This is a genomic window from Embleya sp. NPDC005971 (assembly GCF_040629175.1).
Classification (GTDB): domain Bacteria; phylum Actinomycetota; class Actinomycetes; order Streptomycetales; family Streptomycetaceae; genus Embleya.
On record NZ_JBEXUX010000002.1, the window covers coordinates 164,483 to 189,361 of the forward strand.

A 24,879-nucleotide genomic window follows, 5' to 3' on the forward strand; every position below is an offset into this window, starting at 1 on the left:
GCCCGGCGATTTGGGCCGTCCGTGGCGAGTCGCCCTCGGATGGCGAATCAGTCGGAAGCGACCAGCCGGTACCCGACCCCGCGCACGGTCTCGATCACCGGCCGCCGGCCGGGCGTCCCGGACGGCGCTGCGGGCCCCGTACCCGCGTCGCGACCCTCGCGGGCGAGCTTGCGCCTGAGGTAGCCGACGTACACCTCGACCACGTTCGCCGGGCCCTCGTAGTGTGCGTCCCACACGTTCGCCAGGATCTCCGTCTTCGAGACCGCGTCGCCCGCCCGCCGCATCAGGAACTCCAGCAGCGCGAACTCCCGTGGGGTCAACGGCGTTTCCTCGCCGTCGATCGCGACGCGGCGGCGTGCGGGATCCAGGGTGAGGCCGCCCACCGCCAGCACCGCCGGCCGTACCGGCGCCCCCCGGCGCACCAGTGCGCGCAGCCGTGCGATCAGGACCACGAAGCCGAACGGCTTGGTGAGGTAGTCGTCCGCCCCCAGGTCGAACGCGTCCGCCTGGTCGTAGTCGCCGTCCTTGGCGGTCAGCATCAGGATCGGAGTCCACACGCCCGCCTCGCGCAGCCGCTCGCACACCCGGTAGCCGCTCAGGCCCGGCAGCATGATGTCGAGCACGATCACGTCGTAGGCGTTCTCGGTCGCGGCCCACAGGCCGTCCGGGCCGGTGTGGACCACCTCGACGTTGAAGCCCGCGTCGACCAGCCCCAGTCGCACGGTCTCCGCCAACCGGACCTCGTCCTCCACCAGCAGTACCCGCACCCGACACCTCCGCCGCCCGCGCACCGGCCGCCGGAACCGCCGACCGTGCGGCCCAGCACACCACCGCGAACCCAAGAGCACGCTGAGACACGGCGGCGCGATCGGTCCCGGCCCGTCCGACGCACGTCGCGCTCGTGGTCTTCCGTCCCTTCCGGGAAGGGGCGGGCGGCCTTCCCACTGCCCGCGAGGCACCCCCGCAGGCAGTGCCGGCTGCACCGGGGGGACCAGCCCTTCCCCCATGCGCGAGGCACCGCCCCGAGCTGCTCGACCGCGGTACTCAGCGGATTCTCAGGACCGCCCCGGCAGGCTCGGGGTGGACAACGCGGAGCCGTGCGGCGCTGCGGTGTCCGGGCCGCGCCCGGCGTGGGAACGCCGCAGGCGCGGCGGACGCGGAATCACCGGACGGGAAGGGAGGTGCGCGTGATGTCGTCCACTGCCGGCGACCCGGCCTCGAACGCCCGGGACGCGCGTTCGTGGCCGGGGTCGTTCGACGCGCCGGGTATTGCGGGGGTGCTGCTCGTCGAGACGGGCCCGATGGCGCTCCCGCACAGACCGCCGGTGCTCGCCAGGCGCGACGCGCGCCGGCGTCGGGGCGAGATCCCCGAGGCGCCGGCCCACGTCGGTGCGCACGCGCACCCGGCCTCGTCCCCGAACCCGCCCCGCTCACGCGAGGACGACCCGGCCGACGGAACGGGGGACCGGGCATGAGCGGCCTCGCGTTCTCGGGCGCCTCCGTCGACGGACCGCTGTACGAGCGGGTGACCGAACTCGCCCGCGAGGCGCCGCCGTTCCTCAACCGGGTGGTGGCCGACTGGTCGACGTACGGCCTGGCGCTGTTCGCGGTGCTGATGCTGACCGTGTGGTGGACCGCCCGCAGCCGCGAGCCCGCGGCGATGGCCCGGGCCCTGGCCGCGCCCGCGATCGTGGCCCTGGTGTACCTGCTGGACACCGGACTCAAGTCGGTGTTCGCGGAAAGCCGCCCGTGCCGGACCCTGACCGGGGCCTTCACCCTGGAGGCGTGCCCGGGTCCGCACGACTGGTCGTTCCCCAGCAACCACGCGGTCGTGGCCGCGGCTGCCGCGACCGCGCTGTGGGCGGTGGATCGGCGCATCGGCGCGATCGCCGCCGTCGCCGCGCTCGCGATGGCGGCCTCGCGCGTGTGGGTGGGTGTGCACTACCCGCACGACGCGGCGGCGGGCCTGCTGATCGGGGTACTCCTGGCCTGGCCCCTGGTCCGGATGGCCGGACGGGCCGCACCGCTGGTCGAGGGCCTGCGAGGCACCCGATGGCGGGCGTACGTGGCGACCCGATGAGAGCCCCGTGAAAGCCCCGCCCCCGGTGCCCCGCCGACCGCGCACCCGACCCGACCGCCCGAAGCCGGCGACACGCGGCCCGCGCAAGCGCCGCACCCGAGCCGGGCGACCGCGAACTACAGTGACCGACATGTGGCCCCGGCTCGGCGCGTGGTACCGACGGCACGCCGGGGTGCGCATGCGGTCCGCGCTGGCCGCCGCAGCGGTCGTCGCCGTCGTGATCGCCCTCGCCGCGGCGGCGTTCCTGTTCCTCTACCACCGCTCCCTGCTCGACTCCCTCGACGCCGACGCCCGCCGCCGCGCCGCCGCGGTCGCCGCCGAACTCACCCGCCCCGAGCCGCCGGGCCAGGCATCCGGGGCGATCCCCCCGGAACGCGGCGACCTGACACCCGTCCAGATCCTCGGCCCGGACGGCACCGTGGTCGCCGCCTCGCCCTCGGTGCGCGGGCTGCCGCCGCTGACTCCGCTGCGCCCGCAACCGGGCCGGACGCAACGCGAGAACCGCAGCCCGGTCCCCGGCCAGAGCGACACCTACCGCGTCGCCGCGCTGGGGGTGGCCCGCCCCGACGGCACCTACACCGTCGTGGTCGGCGAGTCCCGGGAGGCGATCGACGACAGCGTCGAGGACGCGGGCGCGCTCCTGCTGCTCGGCTGCCCCTTCCTGATCGCCGTCGTGGCGGCGGCCACATACCTCTTCGTCGGACGCTCCCTGGTGCCCGTGGAGGCCATGCGCCGCAAGGTGTCGGTGGTCACCGCCGACCGGCTCGACGAACGCGTCCCCGTCCCCGAGGCCCGCGACGAGGTCGCCAACCTCGCCGAGACCATGAACGCCATGCTCGACCGCCTGCAGACCCAGGTCGAGGCCCGGCGCCGCTTCGTCGCCGACGCCGGGCACGAACTGCGCAGCCCCATCACCACGCTTCGCGGCGGCCTCGAAGTCCTCGCGGCACGACCGCTCGTCACCCGCGACGCCGACCTGGTCGGCCTGCTCACCGCCGAGGTCGGCCGCCTCGACCATCTCGTCGACGGGCTCCTGTGGCTGGCCCGCGCCGACGAACACGGTCTGCACACCCGGCACACCGACGTCGACCTGGACGATCTCCTCGACGCCGAACGCCGCCGCCTGGCCGCCCGATACCCCGCACTGCGGATCACCGCCGAGCCGACCCCGACCCGGGTGTACGGCGACGCCGGACAACTCGCCCAAGTCCTGCGCAACCTCGCCGACAACGCCGCGGCCCACGCCTCGTCCGCGGTGCGCCTGGTGGTCGCCCCGTCGGCCGACGGACACACGGCCGTGCTCGACGTGGCCGACGACGGCCCCGGCGTGCCCCCCGCCGAACGCGACCGCATCTTCGGCAGATTCGTCCGCCTGGACCCCAGCCGCGACCGCGACTCCGGCGGCGTGGGCCTGGGCCTCGCCATCGTGCACCACCTCGTGGCCGCCCACCACGGCACCGTGGCCGTACACGAAGCACCGGGCGGAGGCGCACTGTTCCGAGTCGTCCTGCCCACAGAACCCGACCGCCCCGCGGAGCCCAACCGCCCCACAAGCCCACCCCACGACGCCACCGACGACGCCTGAACCCGCGCGGCCGTCACCCGATCCGACCCTCGGGACCGCCCCGGGAGCGCAAAGTCCATCCGGGTGCCCCCGAGTTCAAAAGTCGCCGATGGGTGCAAATGTGACGTAATGACTTCGATGCCCAAGCCGGCCCAGCCGTCCATCGCCCGACAGCAGGCACAGTTGCGCACCCGTCTGCCGTTCTCCGACACGCAGGACTTCGAGGACGCGACTCGCGGTCTGATCGCACGCCGCACGCCGAATGCCGTCATGGGCGAGGACGGCACCGTCGTATGGGACAACGACACGTACGCGTTCGTGACCGGCGACTCCCCGGACACCGTGAATCCGAGCCTGTGGCGCCAGTCCCGGCTCGCGACCGAGCAGGGCCTGTTCGAGGTCGTCGAGGGCATCTACCAGGTACGTGGCATGGACCTGTCGAACACCACATTCGTCGAGGGCGACACCGGGATCATCGTCGTCGACACCCTGCTGTCGAAGGAGACGGCCGCCGCCGCGCTCGCCCTGTACCGCGCACACCGCGGCGACCGCCCTGTCACCGGCATCATCTACACCCACTCCCACGTCGACCACTTCGGCGGCGTCAAGGGCATCACCACCCAGGAGGAGGTCGACGCCGGCCGCGTCCCCGTGCTCGCTCCCGCGGGCTTCACCGAACACGCCGTCTCGGAGAACGTGTACGCGGGCACCGCCATGGGCCGACGTGCCGCCTACATGTACGGCGCCGCCCTCGCCCGCGGTCCACGAGGACAGGTCGGCGCCGGTCTCGGCCAGACGGTCTCGACGGGCACCATCACCCTGATCCCGCCGACGGTGACCGTCACGACCACCGGGCAGGAAGAGGTCGTCGACGGTGTTCGCATGGTCTTCCAGATGGCTCCCGACACCGAGGCGCCCGCGGAGATGCTCATCCACTTCCCCGACTTCCGCGCCCTGTGCGCGGCCGAGGACGCCACCCACAACCTCCACAACCTGCTCACCCTGCGCGGCGCCGTGGTCCGCGACCCGCACTCGTGGGCGAAGTACCTCACCGAGGCGATCGACCTGTTCGGCGACACCACCGACGTCGTCTTCGCCTCGCACCACTGGCCCACCTGGGGCCGAGAGCGCGTCGTGGCGTTCCTGGGCATGCAACGCGACCTGTACGCGTACCTGCACGACCAGACCCTGCGCCTGATCAACAAAGGCTGGACCGGCCCCGAGATCGCCGAACATCTCCGGTTGCCGCCGGCGCTGGAGAACGCCTGGAACACGCACGGCTACTACGGCACGGTGAGCCACAACCTCAAGGCCATCTACCAGCGCTACATGGGCTGGTTCGACGGCAACCCCGCCCACCTGTGGCAACACACCCCGGTCGAGGCCGGCAAGCGCTACGTCGACTTCATGGGCGGCGCCGACACGTTGGTCACCAAGGCGCGCGCCTCCTTCGACGGCGGCGACTACCGCTGGGTCGCCGAGGTGCTCGGCCACCTCGTCTTCGCGCAACCCGACCACGCCGGGGCCCGCGAACTCCTCGCCGACACCTACGAACAACTCGGCTACGGCTGCGAGAGCGGCACCTGGCGCAACTTCTACCTCTCCGGCGCCACCGAACTGCGCGACGGCCGATTCGGCACCCCCACCGTCACGGCCTCCGCCGACGTCGTCGCCAACCTCACCCCGCAGATGCTCTTCGACGCCATCGCCATCCGGATCGACGGTCCCAAGGCATGGGACGAGCAGCTCACCGTAGACGTCAAGCTCACCGACACCGGCGACCACTACCGGCTCCGCCTGTCCAACGGTGCCCTGACCTACAGCGCGGTCTCGCACAAGGGCGACGCCGACCTCACCCTCACCACCACCACCGCCGCCCTTCCCGCACTGGCACTCGGCGGCCTGACACCGGACGACCTCGCCGAAGCGGGCATCCGGGTCGACGGCGACCCGTCGATCCTGCGCACCCTCGCCGACGTACTCGACCCCGGCGACCGGGACTTCCCCATCGTCACCCCCTAGAGAGCCTGCCGCGCCGGGTCCTTTTCGGCACGGCTCGCGCAAGCAGCCGCCGAGGAGGGGGCCGTGAAGGCGCCGCATCACTCGGGGGCGGGTGGAGCCGGTGAGGATCGAGCGCCACCGGCGCCACCGGCCGAAGCGGCACCGTCGCCACGCGGATGACCACTGTCGTCGGACGCGGAAACGTCTGCTTTTTGCCACGGCCAAGCGTCGGTGGGGTTCAGCGGCCCTACGCGCCGGGGGCGTCCACGAAGACCGCCCCGATCTCCGCCAGGCCCTTTGCCGCATCCGCCGGGTCGATCAGCGACTCGGGGGTGTGGATGCCCGGCGCGGCGGCGTCGCCGGCGAGGCCCAGCAGCCGTTCCACGCCGAGCGCGATGCCGAGGGCGGTCAAGGGGCGCTGCCCCGCGGCGTGTACGAGGTAGCGGGCGACCGTCAGGGGTGCTCCCGACGGGCCGATGCCGTCGATGTCGATCCGGACCTCGGCGGACGGCCCTTCGCCGCGGCGCCGGCCTGCCGATTCGGCGACCGCGAAGTCGAACCGGACGTCCGGTGCACCCGTCGCGAGCGCCAGGCTCGGCACGTCGAGGACCGCGATCCGCGCGGCCGGCAGGACGGTGCCGTCGAGGGTGGTGACCTCCGTCTCCGTATCCGCGCCGGCGACCCAGGTGAAGACGCCGTCCCGGCGCACGAGTCCCGCGCTGGTGGCGGTGACCCACCGCTCCAGGTCCGCCACTCCTGCGGGGCCGCCGGTGTCGGTCTCGTCGAGGACGGCTCCGATGGCGATGCGGTCGACGCGGCGGAACTCGCGGGCGACGTGCAGCGCGGCCAGTACGACCGTGCCCGCGCAGAAGTGACTCGCCAACAGGATCGGTGCGGTGCCCGGACGTTGCGCGCCCGCGACGACCTCCGGGGCGATGTCCACGAAGCCGCTGGAGATGCCGAGGTACGGCAGCCCGTGCCGCTGCGCGTACCGCAGGGCGTTGAGCCGGTCGTCCCACAGCGTGGCGACGACGGCCGAGAACCCGGTGCCGTCCGCCGGGAGGCCGAGGTCGCCGCGCCGCATGTCGACGGTGACGGCGGTCGCGTCGCGGAGGCCCCCGGCCACCTGTTCGGCGCGGCCGATGTCGCGGCCCGCGATCACCAGGGGCAGCGCCGGGTGCCGGCGGCGCAGGAGGGCGGCCGCTCCCGAGCCCGCCTGCCCCGAACCGCCCAGGATCAGTGCCGGCTTCGTGTGTCCCATCGTGTTCCTCCGTCTCACCTTGAGGCTACATTCTGTAACCTACATTTTGTAGGTTACATCGTGTAGGTAGACTCGGGGAAACGCAAGGAGGGCCATGACCCCGTCTCCCACCCGCCTCCCCAAGGCCGCCCGGCGCGAGCAACTGCTCGACGCCGCCCTGGGGATCGTGCGCGCGCATGGCGCGGACGCGCTGACGCTGGTCACACTCGCCGAGGCGGCCGGGGTGAGCAGGCCGATCGCGTACGACCACTTCGCCACCCGCGCGGGACTGCTGCTCGCCCTCTACCGGCGGCTGGAGGAACGCCACCGGGCCACGGTGGAGCAGGCGCTGCGGACCGCTCCGCCGAACGCGGGGGCGATCGCCCGCGCGACGAGCACCGCGTACTTCGCCTGCGCCACGGACATGCCGGAGTTCACCGCCGTCTCGGCGGCGCTGAAGGGCGACCCGGAAGTCGCGGTGCTGCAACAGGAGATGCTGGACGGCTACACGAGCGTGATGGCCGCCGCCCTGGCCCCGTACTCCGACCTGGACGCCGAGGCGCTCCGCCTGCACTGCCTCGGCCTGCTCGGAGCCGCAGAGGCGATCGCCGCAGAACTCAACCGGGGCCGGACCACCGCCGATGCGGCCGTCGCCACACTGGCCTGCCTGATCACCGCCGCTGTGGCCACCACTCCCGACGAACTCGGCGAAGCGCGCCCCCGGGCCGGGTCCGACCGACCACGCCTCGAACCGGCGGAGGATCGCGGCGACGCGTAGTGCGGCTTGGCGGTCGGTGGCGAGACCGTCGCCGCGCATGGCGATGCCGCGCCGGCTCGGCGTGGCAGCGAACCCCAGGGTGCCGTCGGGGCCGAGGACCGGTCGCCGACCCCGTCGGGGGCTGCCGGGCCGTGAAGTCCGCGCCGACCAGGACAGGCTCGTGCCCATGCCCGCGAGAGGCACGGGGCAGGGCGCCGCGTCGCTGAGCAGTAGCCGCAGGCCCGACGGTCAGGGGTTGGGGCGGGACGCGAGCCAGTTCTGGAGTTCGCGGTGGCGGAACTGGTAGGCGATGCCGGATATGCGCAACAGACCTGCCCCGTACGACCAGTGCAGGAAAGCGCCGAGGCGCCGGTGAGTGTCATCGGGGCGGTAGCGGCCGGGTCGGGTCGGGTGTTGCCGGACCACGGCGGGCACGTACAGACCCAGCAGGTGGTCGCGGACCGTGCCGGGTGAGGCGAGGGCGCACAGGTCGCCGGGGTCGCGCACCGGGAGCAGGGTGTCCGGGTCGCGTTCCTCGTAGACGGTGGCGGCGAGGTTGAGGCGCCAAGGGGTGTCGAGGGAGCGGGCGAGGGTGCCGCCGGGTGCGGTGTGCAAGGTGGTGACGACGGGTGTCCAGCGGGTCGGGTCGGTGCTGCGGGCGGTCAGGTACGCGTCGGCCTGGGCGGGGGTGACCGGCTCGATCTCGATGCGGGCGGCCTCGCGCATCCGCATGTCCAGGGCGGCCAGTTCGCTGTACTGGTCGGTGCGGCAGGTCAGGATGACCGAGGCGCTGCCCGCGGGGTCCTGGTAGGCGTTGAGTTGCCGCAACGCGACCACCGCCCGGCGGCGGGGCACCGGGGTGGTGTCGTTGTCCATTTCGTCCAGGCCGTCCAGGACCGGCAGGATCCGTCGCTGCTCGACGAGGGTTTCGGCGTCTGCCGCGGTCAGGCCCTGGTCGCGGAACCGCTGGTGGACCTGGTCGGTCAACCACTCCACGAGAGGTCGTTCGGTCTCCCACCCGGCCAGGGAGATACGTACCGGAACCGGGTCGGTGTCCGTGCGGGCAGGGTCGGTGAGCAAGCCGAGGACGAGATCCGAGGCGAGCACGGTCTTCCCGGCGCCCGGCGCGCCGGTGACCACCAGGCGCGCCGGCCGCACGCCCCGGTAGTAGGCGGTGATGTCGGACAGGCGGCCGGATACGGCGGCGCCCGTGGCGTTGTTGGCCGACTCGGGGCGGTACCGGTAGGTCAGGTCGATTCGGTGGGCGCCCTCGCCGATCAGTTGGGCGCGTTGTCGCGTCTCGGTGGCGGCGACGGCGGCGGCCAGTATCGCGGTTTTGGCCGCGGGATCGGCGGCCTCGCGTCGGTCGTCGCGGTACGCGAGCCAGGCCAGGAGCGACGCCGGCACCGTCGGCGTCAGAGCAACTGCGGTGGCGGCCACGGACGCCACATCGAATTGCCACGTCAGCCATAGGGCCGGCGCCACGGAAGCCGCCTGTAGGACTCCGTAGACGGCAGCCGCTCGCCCCGTCCGCAATCGCACCATGGCACGCATCATCCCCAGCGCCACCGTGCGCGGGCCGACGATCTCCGCTCCCGGTGCCGGATCGTGACTACCCGCCGCCGGCGCGTGATTGAGCGCTCGGTTGTGCTCGCGGGTGCTTCGGGCCGACCGGAAGGACCGGACGCCGTTCCGGCCGACGCGATCACGTGCGGAGTGTGGAGGACGACACGCGCGCGAAGGTGCGGGCCGGGGCGACGAGTTGGCGAATCGCCTGGTTCATGGGGCCGGCATGCGGCGGCCGCGTCCCCGGGCACCGGCGGGGCATCGCGTACGTGCAGTCATTCTTCGGACACGAAGAGTGGACGGTACGGGTGGTTTTCCGCCACGATGGGCGGTGTCCGGGGCAGCTCATCAGGGCCGTTGTGATGCGGCATGAGAAAGGGGCAGCGGATGGACATCGTCGGAGTCGAAGGGGAGGCGTCCGGGGCCGTCGGCGCGCGGGTGGTTCCGGTGGGGGAGTGGGAGCGGGAGCCTCATCCGTCGGACAGTCTGCGCACGTTCGGAGCCGTGGTTCAGGCGCTGCGCGAGCACGCGGGCCTCAGTCGGGTCGACCTGGGTACCCGGGTCCGGTTCTCCAAGCACACGGTGGAGTCGGTGGAGTTGGGCCGCCGGATGCCGGACGAGGCGTTCGTGGAGCGTGCGGAGGAGGCTCTCGGCAACACCGGCGCACTGCGCATGGCCGCCCGGCATCTCACGCGGGGAGAGGCGGGGCTCGCGGCGTGGTTCCGGCGGTGGGCTCGGCTGGAGCGGGAGGCGGTGAGCCTGTGCACGTACGAATGCCGTTTGGTGCCGGGGTTGTTGCAGTCGGAGGCGTATGCGCGGGCGGTGTTCGACAACAGCATCCCGCTGCTGACCGATGAGCAGACGGAGGCACAGGTGGCGGCCCGAATGGAGCGACAGACGATGATGCGGGAGCGGCCGACCGTGCCCTTCGGCTTCATCGTGGAGGAGTCCGTTCTCCGACGCGGACTGGGCGGGACGCGGGTGCAGTCGAGCATGCTGGACCATGTGCTCGGGCTTACCGCGCCGCGCAATGTGACGCTTCAAGTGGTGCCGCTGCAATCGGAGTTCCACGGATGCTTGGACGGGCCTGTGCGAATCTTGGAGACCCTGGAGGGGCGGCGGCTCGGCTACTCCGAGGGGCAGCAGAACGGTCGGCTGATCTCCGACGTGAAAGAAATGAGTCTGCTCTGCCGACGCTATGACACACTGCGCTCGCAGGCCCTGAACCCCAAGGAATCCCGGGATCTGCTGGAGCGACTGCGAGGAGAGCTATGAACAGCGGTACGTCGGAACTCGCCTGGTTCAAGTCCAGCTACAGCGGTACCCAGGGCGACGACTGCGTGGAGGTCGCCATCACCGAACAGGGCGTCCACGTAAGGGACTCCAAGGACGTGACCCGCCCCGCGTTCGCGGTGGGTCGCGCCGAGTGGGCGCCGTTCGTACGGTCCGTGGCCGGGCTCTGATCGACTTGCCCGCCGCCTGACGCCACCGGAGTTCGAGGGAGTGTCAGGCGGCGTGGCTCGTTTTGTGGCTCTTCGCAGTCTCGGGTGTGTCAGGCTGCGCACGTGCCCGACGGTCGGCGCTCGCTCAGCCGTTCTCGTCGCGTTCCTCATCCGCGCGCCGACGGCGTGCTCGCCCGGCGATCTCCCCGGCGAGCCTGCCCTTTACCGCGCCGGCCCGATCGAGGGTTCCGCTGCCGATGCTCTTGGCGGCTCCGACTCCCTTCGCTCCTGTTTCGAGCGCCTTGTTCCTCACCTCTGTGGCCGCCTCCACCCATCGTCTCGCCTCCGACGACTCGCCACCCGAATCGATTCCGAGCCGCCCGTGGAAGTCGTGGACGCCGGTGATGACATGGTTGCTCGACTGGACCACAGCCGGGGACTTGGTCGGGTGCCGCAGCACCTTCGCGTTGGCCGCGCCGGACGCCGCATTTGACCGTGGGCTGCTCCGAAGTCACGGCCTGGCGCCGGTTGCGAGACTGGACCGAGGCCGGAGTCCGGCCGCGCGGGTCGGGAACTGGGCCGCATGTGCCGACGCGCTGGCCCAAGCCCTGGCGGAACGGGGACAGGGCCGCGTGAATGCCGGGGAATGGGGTGAAGCGCTCGCCGACTTCGCCACGGCGGCGCGGCTCGGCCACTCTCTGGGCCCCGGCGGCCAGGCAGCCGTGCACCGCGCGTGGCGGAACGTCGGGCGGAGCCGGAACGGGTACGGCTACTCGACGATTACACGAATCCACGGCCTGGAACCGGCCTACCCGCTACTGCCCGGGGACAGCGCACTGGCCGCAGAGTTGGCGCGGCAGGGCCGGAACGTCTTCGACAGCGATTCCGAGCAGAGCAGGAGGCGGTTCGCCCGGGCCCTGGCCGTTTCGCCTGGCGACGAGGACGCCCGGTCCGGGCTCGACGACCACCTGGGACATCGGGATGGTTCCTGGTTCGGAGCTGCAATCTCGGGCGGGCCCCGATCTCCGCCATGGGATACGACGAGGCGCCGACACTGCTCGACGAGGCCGACACGACCGCAGAGGCGACCGGGAACGACGCGATGCGCCCCGCGCCACGATCGTGCGAGGGCGGGTCCGCCGGCATCGGGAGTGGTCGACGCCTGTCGGGCACCGTCGATGCCGATGTGTCGCACGCGAACGGCTGCGCGTCCGGTACCGGGAATCGGGAGTCGGGACGCCCGACGTGGGCCTCGACCGGGACTAGCTCGGCTCCCCGTCACCGGTCGACCGGTCCTCGTACGTGAACTCGCAGGCCGGGCCGGTGGGCGACGTGGCCACGCCGACCGTCACGGTGACGTCCACCGTCTTCGCATCGTCCGCGTTCGATTCGTCGAGCAGCCGGGGCGGCGCCTTCGCCGTGACGAGGGTCGTGGACTTGAACTCGGAGTGCGCGACGTGGTCCTTGAACCGCACGGTCGCATGGGACGTGAAGCCCGAGCCGTTGATCGCGACCGGCGTGCCGACCGGCCCGTGGATCGGGTCGATCGAGCCGACCACGACGGGTGCGGGCCCGCCGTAGGCGAACCGCCCCAGCGGGACGGCGGGCGAGGTGCCGAACAGGTTGGTGACGCGGACGTCGACGATGCCGACCCCGTCGGGTACGACCGCCGCGATCCACATTCCTTCCAGGTCGTGGGCGAACTCGGTGCACGGGACGGGACCGAAGTCGACGACGCTGTCCGGGGTGAACCCCGTGCCGTTGACGACGAGCTGCGTGCCGCCTTCCCCGCTGGTGAGGCTCAGCCCGGTGACCACCGGGCCGGCGGGGACCTGAGGCGCGCTCAGCAGGTACAGGTAGCTGTAGTTGGAGTGTTGGAAGGCGACCTGGGCCATGAAGTCGGCGGTGGTCTTGTTGATGCAGAACGTGTCGTGCCAGTAGTACGACGGGTTCCACGTGACGGGGCTGTCGGCGAGGGGCTGGACGTACACGTAGTGCTTCTTGAGCTTGTCGATCTCCGTCAGAAGGAGCTTCACCTCGTCGGTCGCCACCGGGCCCTGGGGGGACGGGTACCACTTCGTGGCTTCGAGCACGGCGGACCACGCCAGCGGGACCACGTCGTAGGCGTTGACGTGGCGTTCGTGCAGGATCCAGGGCAGGCCGTCGACGTGGTCGGCGAAGCTCTGGAGGCCGGCCGTGGGGGCGGCGAAGGTGACGAGTGCGAACTGCGGCGGGTTCGGCGTCCACGTCCGGGTCTGGAGGTACGTGGCCAGCATGGTGGCGACACAGCCGCCCAGGCTGTGGCCGGTCACGTGGACCGTCGGCTGGGGCGAGGACGGCACGACCGCGAGAAGGAGGGCGAGCGCCTGCGTGAGCGTCGCGTCCACCGGGATGGCGGCGTCCGGCCCACCGGACCCGTCGGCTCCATCCGGCTCGGCCGGCACCCCGGTGATCCCGCGAGCCGTCGCGACCTGCGTGAACGCGGCCATGGCACCGGTCGAGACGGCGATGTCCGTCGACCCGCCCGCAGTGAACGGCACCACGGTGCCGACGTCGAGGTCCTCCATCGTGTCGATCGGCTGGGAGACGGTGCCCCGGACGGCCACGACGATCTGGTTCGAGCCGTCGGAATTCCAGGCGATGTAGGCCAGGTTCGCGTTGTCCGGACCGAGGGCCAGCCACTTCAACAGCCAGGTGCCGCCGGTGGCCAGCGTGGGGTCCTGCAAGTGCGAGGTGATGCCGGACCTGGCGCGCAGGGCCTGCTCCAGCGTGGTCTCACCGGACGGACGCGGAACCGCCGCCGTGGCGGCGATCGCGGCGAGGGTCATCAGGACCGGGGCGCTCGACGGGTCGGGCCGGGCCGACGTGGCCATACGTGCTCCTTGGGTGTCTGCGGAGCGGAGCGGGCCGCGACGGCCGCCGTGTCCGGCCTCGGGAGACCTCGGCACCCCCTTACCGTGCCGACGGCAGGTGCACACCACCCCTGCGATCGTGCTGCTCGCGCCCATCCTCGTCGGCGCCACACCCCGGCCGAGATGTCACGGGCCGGAGGCCATCGGATTTCACTCTCCCGGCCCAGCGCCCCAGCGCCCTTCGGGCGCCGACCCGCTGCGCCCCTGCGCGACCCCGGCGCCGCTGCCGAGGAACCGCCCGGTGTCCTCAGGAGACGGTGGCGAGTTCGTGCGGGGTGTTGTTGAACCGGAGTCCGGCGGTCTCCGTGACGGTGACGATGTCCTCGATCCGGACGCCGAAGCGTCCCGGGAGGTAGATGCCCGGCTCGATGGAGAAGCACATTCCGGGGACCAGAACCTGCTCCTCGCCCTCGATCATGTAGGGCGGTTCGTGCGTGGTCAGGCCGATGCCGTGGCCGGTGCGGTGGATGAAGTACTCGCCGTAGCCCGCCTGCGTGATGACGGCGCGGGCCACCCGGTCGATCTCCTGACACGGGACCCCCGGCCGGACCGCCTCGAACGCCTGCTGCTGCGCCTGACGAACCACCTCGTGCACCGTGCGGACCTCGTCGGGAATGTCGGGGCCGACCTGGACGGTCCGGGTGGTGTCGGAGCCGTAACCGTCCTTGAGGCCACCGAAGTCCAGCACGACGGTGTCACCGGGTCGAATGACCCGCTCGCCGGCCTCGTGATGAGGGTTGGCTCCGTTGGGACCGGAGCCGACCACGGTGAAGTCGACCTGACTGTGGCCGTACTCCTTGAGGAGCCGGGCGAGGTCGGCGGCGACCTCGCTCTCCCGCCGGCCGGCGAAGGCCACCAGGACGATGCCGCGGAAGGCGTCGTCGGCGGCGGCGCCCGCGGCGGCGAGCCGCTCCAGTTCGTCGGAGTCCTTCACGGCGCGGAGCATGGGCAGGGCTCGGGTGAGGGGGAGGTAGCCGCCGGCCGGGAGGACCTCCTGTAGGCCGAGCAGGTGCAGGGCCCAGGCCGAGTCGGAGATCCCGTACCGGCCGTCCGGGTCCAGCAGCCTGCTCGCCGCGGCGTACGGATCGGTGCCGTCCGCCCAGTCCGTGATCGTCAGGGCTCCGGCTCCGGGTGCGCCCTCGGCGTCGGGGCGCTCCAGCCTCGGCACGATCATGGTGGGCGGACGGTTCGGTGTGAGCACCAGCGCGGTGAGCCGCTCGGTGATCGCGACCGGCCGATAGCCGGTCAGATACAGCAGGTCCGGACCGGGTGTGACGACCAGCCCGGACAGGCCGGCTTGCGCCGCCGTGTCGGTGGCCCGCGCCATGCGCGCGGCGAAGTCCTGGACGGTGAAGGGTCTCGGCATGGCGTGGCCGCTCCCGGTTCGGTTCGGTGGTGGGGAAGCGGGCGCCGGATCAGCCACCGACGAGGTCGGCGTAGTGGCGCAGGAAGTTGGCCTCCACCAGGGCCATCCGCTCGATCTCGGTGGGATCGACGCTCTCGTTCGGCGCGTGGATCATGCAGCGTGGCTCCTCGACGCCCATGAGGATCAGTTCGGCCTCGGGGAAGGCGGTGGCGAGGACGTTGCACAGCGGGATCGAACCGCCCTGGCCGAGGAAGGAGATCGGCCGCCCGTAGGCGTCCTGCATGGCGCGGTCGAGCGCGGCGTACGCGGGTCCGTCGGTGGCCGCGCGGAACGGCGCGCCGGTGCCCTCGCGCTCCACGTGGACCCGCGCGCCCCAGGGGGCCGCGGCCTTCAGGTGCGCCGCCAAGGCGTCCGCGGCCTTGTCGACATCGGTGCCGGGCGGGACCCGGAGGCTGACCCGCGCTCGCGCCTTGGCCGGCACGGCGGCGGCCGAACCGACCACCGGGGGGCAGTCGATACCCAGGACGGTCACGGCCGGGCGTGCCCACAGCCGGTCGGCCACGCTGCCGGAACCGAGCAGCGCCACCCCGTCGAGGACACCCGCGTCCGTGCGGAACTGCTGCTCGTCGTAGCCGATTCCCTCCCAGACGCCGCTGCCGGACACACCCTGGACGAGAGTGCCGCCGTCCGCGTCGCGGAGCGAGTCGAGGATCCGGATCAACGCGGCCAGCGCGTCCGGCGCGGGCCCGCCGAACATGCCCGAATGCACGTCGCCGGCCAGCGTGGACACGGTGACCACGACGTTGGCCAGGCCGCGCAGCACGGTCGTCGCGGTGGGTACGCCCACGGCCGCGTTGCCGGTGTCGCAGACGAGCAGCGCGTCGGCGCGCAACTCGTCGGCATGTTCCGGCACATAGGCCTCCAGGCCGCCGGTGCCCTGTTCCTCCGACCCTTCGACCACCAGTTTCAGGCCCACCGGGATGTCCTCGCCCAGCGCTCGCAGCGCGGTGAGATGCATGACGATGTTGCCCTTGCAGTCGGCCGCGCCGCGCCCGTACCAGCGGCCGTCCCGCTCGGTGAGCTCGAACGGCGGGGACTGCCAGGCCGCGGCGTCCAGCGGGGGCTGCACGTCGTAGTGGCTGTACAGCAGCACGGTCGGGGCCCCCGGGGGTGCCGGACGGTGGCCGACGACGGCGTTGCTGCCGTCCGGGGTCGGCACCGGGCGAACATCGCGCAGCCCCGCCTCGGTGAAGGCCGCGGCGACCCATTCGGCGGTACGCAGGCAGTGCTCGGGAGGGTATTGGCGAGGGTCCGCGACCGAGGGCATCGCGACCAGTTCCGCGAGATCCGCCTTGGCCCTGGGCATCAACGCGGCAATCCGGCCGGCGAGATCGTCGGTCACGTCCGTCCGCCCGTCCACTGCTCCTCGGCGTCGTGTCGGTTCGTCAGTCACGGACGATGTCCCCTGTCTTGAGATCCTTGATCCTGTTCTGGTAGTCGTCCAACTTGTCCGGACAGTAGATCCTGATCACCTCGGCGCCGGCCTCCAGGATCCGCCGGTCGGCGATGATCGGGCGCTGACCGGGTCCGCCCGCGCCGTTGGACATCTGGTTCAGCCACAGGCCGCGCCTCAGGGCCGAGTTGGGGTCCTCGCAGACCGGGCCGCCGTCGGTGCCCAGGGTGTCGGCGATGTTGCCCGTGTTCCGCGCGGCGAAGCCGTGGGCGACGAGGGCGTCGTTCAGCTCGTTCGCCTTCCGGTGGGCCTCGTTGGAGGCCCGCTGCTGTGTGTACGTCAACAGCGCGATGACCATCATGCCGACCAGCACGACGACCGCGCCGACGAAGATCCATCGGTGCTCGGACCACATTCGGGTGGGGCTCATGCCGCACCTCCGTCGACCTGGGCGGTGGCATCGGGCTGGCGCCAACCGGGTTTGCGTGCCTTCAGGAACGCCACCGGGATGACCAGCCCGAGCAGCAGGAGGCCACCGCCGACGATGCCGACGTAGGCCCAAGCGTTGCCACCGTTGAACTGCGAGGACGGGATGAAGCCGATCGCCATGGCCAGCGCCGAGGCGACGAAACCGACCACGCAGAGCGTGGTGAGCATCGGTGCGCGGTAGCCACGCGGATGGTCGGGCAGCTTGCGGCGCAGTTGGATGGCGGCCACGAACATCAGCAGGTACATGATCAGGTACACCTGGGTGGTGATGACCGAGAAGATCCAGTAGACGCTGGACACGTCCGGGATCAGCGCGTACAGCAGGGCGATGACGGTGGTGAGCAGGCCCTGGGTGACCAGGATGTTCTGTTGGATGCCATGGGCGTTGAGCTTCTGGAGGTACGGGGGCAGGTAGCCCTCTTCACGGGAGATCAGCAGCAGGCCCTTGGACGGGCCGGCCAGCCAGGTGAGCATGCCGCCGAGCGAGGCGGCACACAGCGCGATCGCGACGATCGGGACCAGCCAGCCGATGTGGAAGTACTGGAAGAAGGCGTCGAAGGCCTGCATGACACCCGCGGTGAGGCTGAGCTGGTTCGCCGGGATGACCCAGCTGATCGCCAGGGCCGGCAGGATGAAGATCAGCAGGACCAGGCCCATGGCCAAAAACATCGACTTCGGGAACTCCTTGGCCGGGTTCCGCAGCTTGTTGACGTGGACCGCGTTCATCTCCATGCCCGAGTAGCTGAGGAAGTTGTTCACGATCAGCACCAGGCTGGCGATGCCGGTCCACTGGGGGAACAGGTGCGACCCGTCCATCGGCGCGGCGGAGGCGTTGCCCTGGCCGAGGAAGACGAAGCCGAGCAGAACCAGCAGCGTGCCGGGGATCAGCGTGCCGATGATCAGGCCCCAGGACGCCAGGCCCGCGACGGCGTTCGTACCGCGGGAGGACACCCACACGCCGCTCCAGTACAGGACCACGATGACGATCGCGGTGTACACGCCGTTACTGGCCAGCGCCGGATTGACCACGTACGAGATCGTGCTGGCCACGAAGGCGAGCAGGCTGGGGTAGTAGAAGATCGTCATGGCGAACTGGCACCAGACGGCAAGGAAGGCCAGCGGCTTCGACAGCCCCTGCGCGACCCAGTTGTAGACCCCGCCGCTCCAGCCGGACGCCAGCTCCGCCGACACCAGCGCGGTGGGCAGCAGGAACACGATGGCGGGCACCAGATAGAGGAAGACGCAAGCCAGTCCGTACACGGCCATCGTGGGCGAGGCCCGCAGACTCGCGACGGAGGCCGTCGTCATCATCGCCAGCGTCAGCCAGGGGATCTTCCCTGCCGCGGCTGCCGAACGGGCCTCGCTCACCGGCGTCGCCCCGGCCGGCCGGCCGAAGTCGTCCGCCGGCACGTCAGCAGCGCTCATCAGGTGCCTCTCTTCCCGGTCGATGATCACCTGAAGTTCATTGTCGTCACGGTGTGTGATGTGTGCTCGTCCGGTTGGGCCTTCCGGGGTTTGATCAACCCGTCCGGTGGCTGGAAGCCGCGACTCGGTCGATCTCGGTCGTGGCGGGCGGGAGGGCGGTGACACGGCCGGGTGGCCTCCCCGGCGGCCCGGGTACGAGAGCCGATTCCTGTGTGACGACGTCGGCATTTCCGCCGGGTTCCGCGCCGGCCGGATCCGTATCGACCGCAGGGTCGCCGCGGGCGCGCCGAGGCGGTGGTCACCGTGTCGGAGCACGTGGGGCGGGTCGGCGGGAGCGCTTCGAGGACGCGTCACCGAGCGGCCCGGATCTGCCGGCGCGAGAGAGCCGGTTACCGGCCTCCGCCGGGGACGGTATGTGCGTGGGAGGCCGCCGCCATCCCGTACGCCCCGGGCTCGGCCCGACGGCGGCGGGTACGAACCGCCAGGACGGACAGCAGCACGCCCACGCCGGACGCGATCGCCAGCAGCAGGCACGCGCCGGACAGGCCCGCCGCCAGCGCATCCGCCGCCCCTTCTCCGTCCGAGCGCCGCGACTCTCCCACCGTCGTGTTGACCGTCGCCACAGCCGCCGTGAACGCGGCCGCACCGATGTATCGCGCCATGTTCGAGATGCCGGACGCCGCGCCGACGTCGTCGTCGGACACCGACGACGTGGACGCCGAACTCGCCGGACCGTTGACGAGTCCCAGGCCGACGGCCACGAGCACGAGCGGGAGGACGAACGCCGCATACCGCCAGTCCCCCCGGACGAACACCAGCCACACGCAACCGGCCGTCGTCGCCGCGAAGCCGATGGCGAGCATCGGTCCGATGCCCAGCCGATGGACTGCCCGGGGCACGAGCGGCGTGACCGCGATCAGGCCCACCGTCGCGGGCAGCGTGGCCAGTCCCGCCTGCAACGGGCTCAACGCGAGCGTGGCGGGGTTCTGGAAGTACAGACTGACCAGATACATCAGACCGTTGATCACGCCCGCGCTCAGCAGGATCCCGACCGTCGCTCCGATCAGCACACGATTCCTCAGCAGCCGCAGGTCCACCAGCGGTGCCTCGATCCGCCGCTCCACCGCGACGAACGCCACGCCCGCCACCAACGCCACGGCGAAGCACCCCAGTACCCCGGCCGACGCCCAGCCCCATGTCGCCCCCTCGCTCAGCGCGAGCAGCGCCGGGGCCAGTACGGCGGCGATCAGCACGGTCCCCGCGAAGTCGATCGAGCGACTGCGATCGGGATCGCGGGATTCGGCGACACCCCTCAGCGTGATCGGGACGCAGACGAGAGCGATCGCCGCGTCGATCCAGAACAGCCCCTGCCATCCGGTGCCTTCCACCAGCACACCGCCGGCCAGCGGCCCGGCCGCGGCGCCCACCGCCGACGCCCCGCCCCACAGCGTCACCGCCCGAACCTGCCCCGCCCCTGCCGTGGAAACGGACAACAGACTCATCCCACACGCCAGGATCGTCGCCCCCGCGGCCCCCTGGATGGCCCGACCCGCGATCACCCCCGCACCACCGCCGGACAACGCGATCAACACGCAGGAGACGATGAACAGCGCCAAGCCGCCCAGGAAGACCAGACGCCGTCCGAACACGTCGCCCAGGGCGCCCGAGGTGACGATCACCGCGGCGCCCACCAGCGAATACCCGGTGACGGCCCACTGCAAGGTGTCCAGCGACGTGCCGGTGTCCGTACTGATCGCCGGAAGCAGGATGCTCACCGCGGAGGTGTTCGCATTGACGACCAGAGTCGAGACGCAGGTAGCGATCAGCACAGCCATCGACGCCGACCGGTCGGCAGCCGCGGGTACCGCGTCGGGTGTCCGGGAATTCACATGGGCAGGTTCACACGCGTCGCACCATCCCGCAGCCCGGGACGGCAACCGGGCGGGCCCGACCGGGTGCCGTACGGCACCCGTGTGGCGCACGGATGTGATCGGCGCTTCGCGGCAACGCGGGACACGACATGGCAGGTGTGATTCAGCGGTGAGAGTGGTGAGAGGCGGGTTGACCTCGAAGACGATCGGGCACCGAGTGCCGAGCGCCGCCGCGACCCCGGCCGACGGCCCGGGGCGTGCGTCGGTGATCCGGACCCTGGAGGTCCGGTCGTGGAAGTCGTCGTCGGCGCGGTCGGCCGACCGGGTGATGGACTGCGAGTTGCCGGGCCCTTGTGGGGCGTTGGTGGGGTGGCGGTTCGTCCGGGGTTTCGTGTGTTGGTCGGGAACCCGGCGGGGCCGCGGTGGGCGGGGTCGGGCTGTGGTGGTGGGGGCTTCGCGGTGCGGGTGCGGTGGCCTGGGGGTTGGTCGTAGAGGGCGGCGTCGGCCGGGTCGAGGGCGCTGCGCGGGTCGTGATTGTTGTGTCGGATATTGGCCCGGAACGCGAGAGCGGTGGACCCGGTGGTGGCGTCCTCGCAGGAAGTGGCGGCCCGTAACGAGGTGGCGAAGTGTCGTTCCGCGCCGGCGTTGTGGCCGCTGTCGTACGCGCGCCACGCCGGTGATGGGACGCCTCGGCGGGGCTGCTCCGAATGGGCGTCGGCCGCAGTCCCGACCCTCGTGCCGACGGGCCCCACCCACACCGCGTCCCCAACGCCGCCACACCGCGCCGGCCGCGCCACGGATGAACGTCTTGTCGTAGCCGAGAGCTCGGCCCAACGCCTGCCTGGGACAGGGCGTTGACCGTGCGGTGGTGGCGCAGGATCCGGGCGAGGTTGCGGGTGGCGGGGACGGCGTGGCCCTCGGGTGTCGCTGATCGCCACACCCCTTGTCGCCGGGGCGGTTCCGAGGGTCGTGGTTCGGTTTACGCCCGGGCGGGGTGGTCGAACCACGTTTCGATGGAGCGTTTGTATCCGTCCGGCATGAACAGGGCGGGGATCTCCGCCCGGCCGAAGAGCCCGATCTCCTTGTGTTCGTGGCTGAGGACCGGAGCCGTGCGGGTGTCGAGAGGGTGGACGCCGTAGGTGACGATCAGCACGTGCCGACCGGGGATGGGCTGATAGACCCAGGTGTCGAGCAGGGGGCCCGTCTTCGCGTCCCACATGGTTTCCTCGGCGACCTCGCGGACGACGCACTCTTCGGGTTCCTCGCCCAACTCCAGGCGTCCACCGGGGAGTTCCCACTCCCGACGCTCGTTACGCAGGAGCAGGACACGGTCTTCGTGGTCGACGACGACCCCCTTGACCGAGACGGGCCAGGTGCGAGGGGTGGGGTTGTCCATGGAGTCCTTCACGGGTGGCGTTCCGGGCACGGGACCTTCGGAACCTGGCACCGGGGCCGACCCGCACGGGACTCCTGCGGCGATGACGGTGGGTCTACGATTCCAACTGCTCAACCCGCCACGCCTGATGATGCCGACTTGCGCGGCTCCCGCAACGTCGGTGGGCAATGCCGACTCGCGGACGGGCGGGCGCTCCCGAAGGACCCGGCCGAGCGGCCACCGGACGCCGTCCATGCCCGGTCGGCGTTGTCCGGGCACGGTGACCTCTCTTCGGATCGGTGTTCGCCCCGGCCGGCCCCGGGGTCTGGGCGATACGGCTGCGCCAAGGCGACATGGCCCGGTCCGCGTCGATCACCCGGTCACACCTCCCCCTACCGCGCGAGGTCATCGAGGCGAGCACGCTGACCGTGGAGACTGCGCCGGGGTGCGGCAAACGGCGACAGGACGGCGACCCTTCCCACGAGTGGGACGCCTGGATCAACGACGGCCTCACCTGTGAGGACATCCCCTCCGCCTCCGGCGCCGCCGGCACTGCCACCCCGCCCCGACACCCGCTGCGGTCGCCCCCGCCACCACCGACACTCCCGACGCGGTCACCGGCCGTACGCCTACCGGCGGGGTGAACACCTGCTCGCACTCGCTGGTTTTCGCGGTCGCATCCGGCGCCGCCTACTCCACGCGTGCCCCCGAGGGTCCGTCCCTTCGACGGCATCGAGCACCCGTGCCTGCGGGCACGGCTCCGGTGGCTTCAGCAGATGCGGGGCAGTTGTTCGCCCAGTGGCATGTCCAGCACGCGCGTGCCGCCCAGGCCCGTGCGGGCGACCACCATGCCGCGGTGCTCCTCGACGCACTCGCCGATCACGGCCGCGCCCGCGCCCAACGGGTGGGCGCGCATCGCCGCCAGGATCGCGTCGGCGTGCTCACGGGGTACGAACGCCACCAGCTTGCCCTCGTTGGCCACGTACATCGGGTCGAGGCCCAGGATCGCGCACGCGTTGGTCACGGCCGGCGGGACCGGGACGGCCTGTTCCGAGATCACCACGCCCACCCCGGCCGCCGCGGCGATTTCGTTGAGCGCGGCGCCGAGCCCGCCCCGGGTGGGGTCGCGCAGCACGTGCAGGTCCGGCGTGACCGCGAGCATCGCCTCGACCAGGCCGCCGAGCGCGGCGCAGTCGCTGCGGATCTCGACGTCGAATTCGAGGCCCTCGCGCACGCTCATCACCGCCACACCGTGCACGCCGATGTCGCCGCTGACCACCACCACGTCGCCCGGGACCGCGCGTTGCGGCCGAATGTCGACGCCCGCCGGGATCAGTCCGATCCCCGCGGTGTTGAGGTAGACGCCGTCGCCGTGACCGGCCTCGACGACCTTGGTGTCGCCGGTGACGATCTCCACCCGCGCGGCGCGGGCCGCGTCGCCCATCGCCCACGCGACCCGGGCGACGACCGACATGTCCACGCCCTCCTCCAGGATGAAGGCGCAGGACAGATAGGCGGCCCGCGCCCCGCTCATCGCGAGGTCGTTGACCGTGCCGTTCACCGCGAGTTCGCCGATGCCGCCGCCGGGGAAGAACAGCGGCCGGACCACGTACGAGTCGGTGGAGAACGCGAGTCTGGCCCCGCCCAGGGTCAGCACCGCCGAGTCCGCGAGCCCGGCCAGCACCGGGCCGCCGAACGCCGGGGCGAAGACGTGCTCGACGAGTTCGGCGGACAACGCGCCGCCGCCGCCGTGGCCGGTGACGATCCTGGGATGGTCGCGCAGTGGCGTCGGACAGGTCCAGCCGGAGAAGTCGGGCGCGGAGTGCACGTCGGTGAGGTCAGACAACGGGGCTCGCCTCCCGGGGCGCGGTCGTGGCGTCGAGTCGGCGGTAGAGGTAGTAGGCGGCGCAGGCGCCCTCGCTGGAGACCATCGTGGCGCCCAGCGGGTTGCGCGGCGTGCACGAGGTGCCGAAGGCCGCGCACTCGTTGGGCTTGAGCAGGCCCTGGAGCACCTCGCCGCTGCGACACTCGGCGGGCTCGCGGGTGGTGATGTCGGTGACCTCGAAGCGGTGCTCCGCGTCGTGCTCGCGATAGCGCGGCGACAACCGCCAGCCGCTGTCGGGGATCACCCCGATGCCGCGCCAGGCTCGGTCGGTGACCTCGAAGACGTCGGCGAGCATGGCCCTGGCCGCGGGGTTGCCCTCCGGGCGCACCGCGCGGGCGTAGGCGTTGTCGACGGTGTGTTCGCCGCGTTCGAGTTGGCCCACGGTGCGGCGGATGCCCTCCAAGATGTCCAGCGGTTCGAACCCGGTGACCACGATGGGGACCCGGTGGCGTTCGGCGAGCGCCGGATACTCGTCGATGCCCATCACGCTGCACACGTGGCCCGCCGCGAGGAACCCCTGTACGCGGCAGTCGGGCGAGTTCATGATCGCCTCGACGGCGGGCGGAACCCGTACATGCGAGACCAGCAGGCTGAAGTTGCGAATGCCCAGCCGCCTGGCCTGATACACCGTCATGGCATTGGGCGGCGCGGTGGTTTCGAAGCCGATGCCGAAGAACACCACTTCGCGATCCGGATTGTCCCGGGCGATCTTGAGCGCGTCCAGCGGTGAGTACACCACCCGAACGTCGCCGCCCTCCGCACGCACCCGGAACAGGTCGCGATCCGTCCCCGGTACCCGCAGCATGTCGCCGAACGAGCAGAAGACCACCCCTGGGCGGGCCGCGATCGCCAACGCCTTGTCGATGATCTCCAGCGGCGTGACGCATACCGGACACCCGGGTCCATGGATCAACTCCACCTCGGGAGGCAGCAGTTGATCGATGCCGTGCCGGATGATCGTGTGCGTCTGCCCACCGCACACCTCCATGATCGACCAGGGGCGGGTCACCGTCGCCCGGATCTCGTTCAGCAGGCGACGGCCCACCTCCGGATTGCCGAACTCCTCCAGATACTTCACCGCGCGATCTCCCTCGCTGTGTCGCCCGCGGCGACCGCGGGGCCCGATCCGGGCGCCTCGTTCGGCCCGGACACCCAGTCGGGTTCGCCGGCCGCCTCCCATGGATCGCCGAACTCCTCTTGCAGCAGCCCGAGTTCGTCGAACAGCGCCAGCGTCTGCCGAGCCGACTCCTCGTCCAGCCGCTGCAGCGCGAACCCCACGTGCACGATGGCGTATTCGCCCACCCGCAGGTCCGGGAGATATTCGAGGCACACTTCCTTGACCACGCCGCCGAAGTCGACGAGAGCCATCCGGGTGCCGTCGCGATCCTCGATGCTGGTCACTCTGCCGGGTACCGCCAGGCACATCGGATTCTCCTCGTAGTCCGGAACGGCT

The 24,879-nt window shown here is 71.6% G+C and carries 21 protein-coding genes; 7 read left to right on the forward strand and 14 right to left on the reverse strand.

Going from position 1 to position 24,879, the window contains the following annotated elements:
• Positions 1 to 47: 47 nt before the first annotated feature.
• The gene (locus ABZ374_RS03665; protein ID WP_360305718.1) at positions 48 to 767 is read right to left on the reverse strand and encodes a response regulator transcription factor; all 720 of its coding nucleotides are present in this window, start codon (positions 765 to 767) and stop codon (positions 48 to 50) included.
• A 423-nt stretch (positions 768 to 1,190) separates the two neighbouring features.
• Here ABZ374_RS03665 and ABZ374_RS03670 point away from each other — a divergent pair, with 423 nt between their 5' ends.
• From ABZ374_RS03670 to ABZ374_RS03685, 4 genes are all read left to right on the forward strand, one after another.
• Positions 1,191 to 1,475, forward strand: coding sequence for a hypothetical protein (locus tag ABZ374_RS03670; RefSeq protein WP_360305720.1), 285 nt, complete (start codon positions 1,191 to 1,193; stop codon positions 1,473 to 1,475).
• Positions 1,472 to 2,080 carry a phosphatase PAP2 family protein gene (locus tag ABZ374_RS03675; protein WP_360305722.1) on the forward strand — a complete coding sequence of 203 codons (609 nt, stop codon included), beginning with the start codon at positions 1,472 to 1,474 and terminating at the stop codon, positions 2,078 to 2,080. Before ABZ374_RS03670 ends, ABZ374_RS03675 begins: the two co-directional genes overlap by 4 nt.
• Before the next feature lie 130 nt (positions 2,081 to 2,210).
• Entirely contained in the window at positions 2,211 to 3,665 is a 1,455-nt protein-coding gene (locus ABZ374_RS03680; RefSeq protein ID WP_360305724.1) for a HAMP domain-containing sensor histidine kinase, read from the forward strand.
• Positions 3,666 to 3,773: 108 nt separating this feature from the next.
• A complete protein-coding gene (locus tag ABZ374_RS03685) occupies positions 3,774 to 5,666 on the forward strand; it encodes an alkyl sulfatase dimerization domain-containing protein (protein ID WP_360305726.1) in 1,893 nt (630 codons plus the stop codon).
• Between the two features lie 226 nt (positions 5,667 to 5,892).
• Here the strand turns inward: ABZ374_RS03685 and ABZ374_RS03690 are convergent, their stop codons facing one another.
• Entirely contained in the window at positions 5,893 to 6,906 is a 1,014-nt protein-coding gene (locus ABZ374_RS03690) for a saccharopine dehydrogenase (RefSeq protein ID WP_360305728.1), read from the reverse strand.
• Positions 6,907 to 7,000: 94 nt separating this feature from the next.
• Between ABZ374_RS03690 and ABZ374_RS03695 the strand changes: the two genes are divergently transcribed.
• Positions 7,001 to 7,663 carry a TetR/AcrR family transcriptional regulator gene (locus ABZ374_RS03695; protein WP_360305730.1) on the forward strand — a complete coding sequence of 221 codons (663 nt, stop codon included), beginning with the start codon at positions 7,001 to 7,003 and terminating at the stop codon, positions 7,661 to 7,663.
• A gap of 228 nt (positions 7,664 to 7,891) precedes the next feature.
• Here the strand turns inward: ABZ374_RS03695 and ABZ374_RS03700 are convergent, their stop codons facing one another.
• Entirely contained in the window at positions 7,892 to 9,082 is a 1,191-nt protein-coding gene (locus tag ABZ374_RS03700; RefSeq protein ID WP_360305732.1) for an NACHT domain-containing protein, read from the reverse strand.
• A gap of 513 nt (positions 9,083 to 9,595) precedes the next feature.
• Between ABZ374_RS03700 and ABZ374_RS03705 the strand changes: the two genes are divergently transcribed.
• Together ABZ374_RS03705 and ABZ374_RS03710 are read left to right on the forward strand one after the other, a co-directional pair.
• Entirely contained in the window at positions 9,596 to 10,483 is an 888-nt protein-coding gene (locus ABZ374_RS03705; protein WP_360305734.1) for a helix-turn-helix transcriptional regulator, read from the forward strand.
• On the forward strand, positions 10,480 to 10,671 hold the full coding sequence (locus tag ABZ374_RS03710) for a DUF397 domain-containing protein (protein ID WP_360305736.1): 192 nt from the start codon (positions 10,480 to 10,482) through the stop codon (positions 10,669 to 10,671). The genes ABZ374_RS03705 and ABZ374_RS03710 overlap by 4 nt, the downstream gene beginning before the upstream one ends.
• A 124-nt stretch (positions 10,672 to 10,795) precedes the next feature.
• Here the strand turns inward: ABZ374_RS03710 and ABZ374_RS03715 are convergent, their stop codons facing one another.
• From ABZ374_RS03715 to ABZ374_RS03765, 11 genes are all read right to left on the reverse strand, one after another.
• Positions 10,796 to 11,080, reverse strand: a complete 285-nt coding sequence (locus ABZ374_RS03715; RefSeq protein ID WP_360305738.1) for a hypothetical protein — start codon at positions 11,078 to 11,080, stop codon at positions 10,796 to 10,798.
• An 832-nt stretch (positions 11,081 to 11,912) separates the two neighbouring features.
• Positions 11,913 to 13,523, reverse strand: coding sequence for a lipase family protein (locus ABZ374_RS03720; RefSeq protein WP_360305740.1), 1,611 nt, complete (start codon positions 13,521 to 13,523; stop codon positions 11,913 to 11,915).
• Between the two features lie 286 nt (positions 13,524 to 13,809).
• Positions 13,810 to 14,928 carry an aminopeptidase P family protein gene (locus tag ABZ374_RS03725; RefSeq protein ID WP_360305742.1) on the reverse strand — a complete coding sequence of 373 codons (1,119 nt, stop codon included), beginning with the start codon at positions 14,926 to 14,928 and terminating at the stop codon, positions 13,810 to 13,812.
• 49 nt (positions 14,929 to 14,977) lie between these two features.
• Positions 14,978 to 16,348: a dipeptidase gene (locus ABZ374_RS03730; RefSeq protein ID WP_360305744.1), complete on the reverse strand. Its 1,371-nt coding sequence runs from the start codon at positions 16,346 to 16,348 to the stop codon at positions 14,978 to 14,980.
• A gap of 25 nt (positions 16,349 to 16,373) precedes the next feature.
• On the reverse strand, positions 16,374 to 16,811 hold the full coding sequence (locus ABZ374_RS03735; RefSeq protein WP_360305746.1) for a hypothetical protein: 438 nt from the start codon (positions 16,809 to 16,811) through the stop codon (positions 16,374 to 16,376).
• On the reverse strand, positions 16,808 to 18,295 hold the full coding sequence (locus tag ABZ374_RS03740; RefSeq protein WP_360305748.1) for an APC family permease: 1,488 nt from the start codon (positions 18,293 to 18,295) through the stop codon (positions 16,808 to 16,810). The genes ABZ374_RS03735 and ABZ374_RS03740 overlap by 4 nt, the downstream gene beginning before the upstream one ends.
• 389 nt (positions 18,296 to 18,684) lie before the next feature.
• Complete coding sequence (locus tag ABZ374_RS03745) at positions 18,685 to 20,130, reverse strand: MFS transporter (protein WP_360305750.1); 1,446 nt, start codon at positions 20,128 to 20,130, stop codon at positions 18,685 to 18,687.
• 1,015 nt (positions 20,131 to 21,145) lie between these two features.
• A complete protein-coding gene (locus ABZ374_RS03750) occupies positions 21,146 to 21,562 on the reverse strand; it encodes an NUDIX hydrolase (RefSeq protein WP_360305752.1) in 417 nt (138 codons plus the stop codon).
• A 748-nt stretch (positions 21,563 to 22,310) separates the two neighbouring features.
• Positions 22,311 to 23,387: a hydrogenase expression/formation protein HypE gene (hypE, locus tag ABZ374_RS03755; protein WP_360305754.1), complete on the reverse strand. Its 1,077-nt coding sequence runs from the start codon at positions 23,385 to 23,387 to the stop codon at positions 22,311 to 22,313.
• Positions 23,380 to 24,504: a hydrogenase formation protein HypD gene (gene hypD, locus ABZ374_RS03760; protein ID WP_360305756.1), complete on the reverse strand. Its 1,125-nt coding sequence runs from the start codon at positions 24,502 to 24,504 to the stop codon at positions 23,380 to 23,382. The genes hypE and hypD overlap by 8 nt, the downstream gene beginning before the upstream one ends.
• Complete coding sequence (locus tag ABZ374_RS03765) at positions 24,501 to 24,851, reverse strand: HypC/HybG/HupF family hydrogenase formation chaperone (RefSeq protein WP_360305758.1); 351 nt, start codon at positions 24,849 to 24,851, stop codon at positions 24,501 to 24,503. The genes hypD and ABZ374_RS03765 overlap by 4 nt, the downstream gene beginning before the upstream one ends.
• Positions 24,852 to 24,879: the final 28 nt, after the last annotated feature.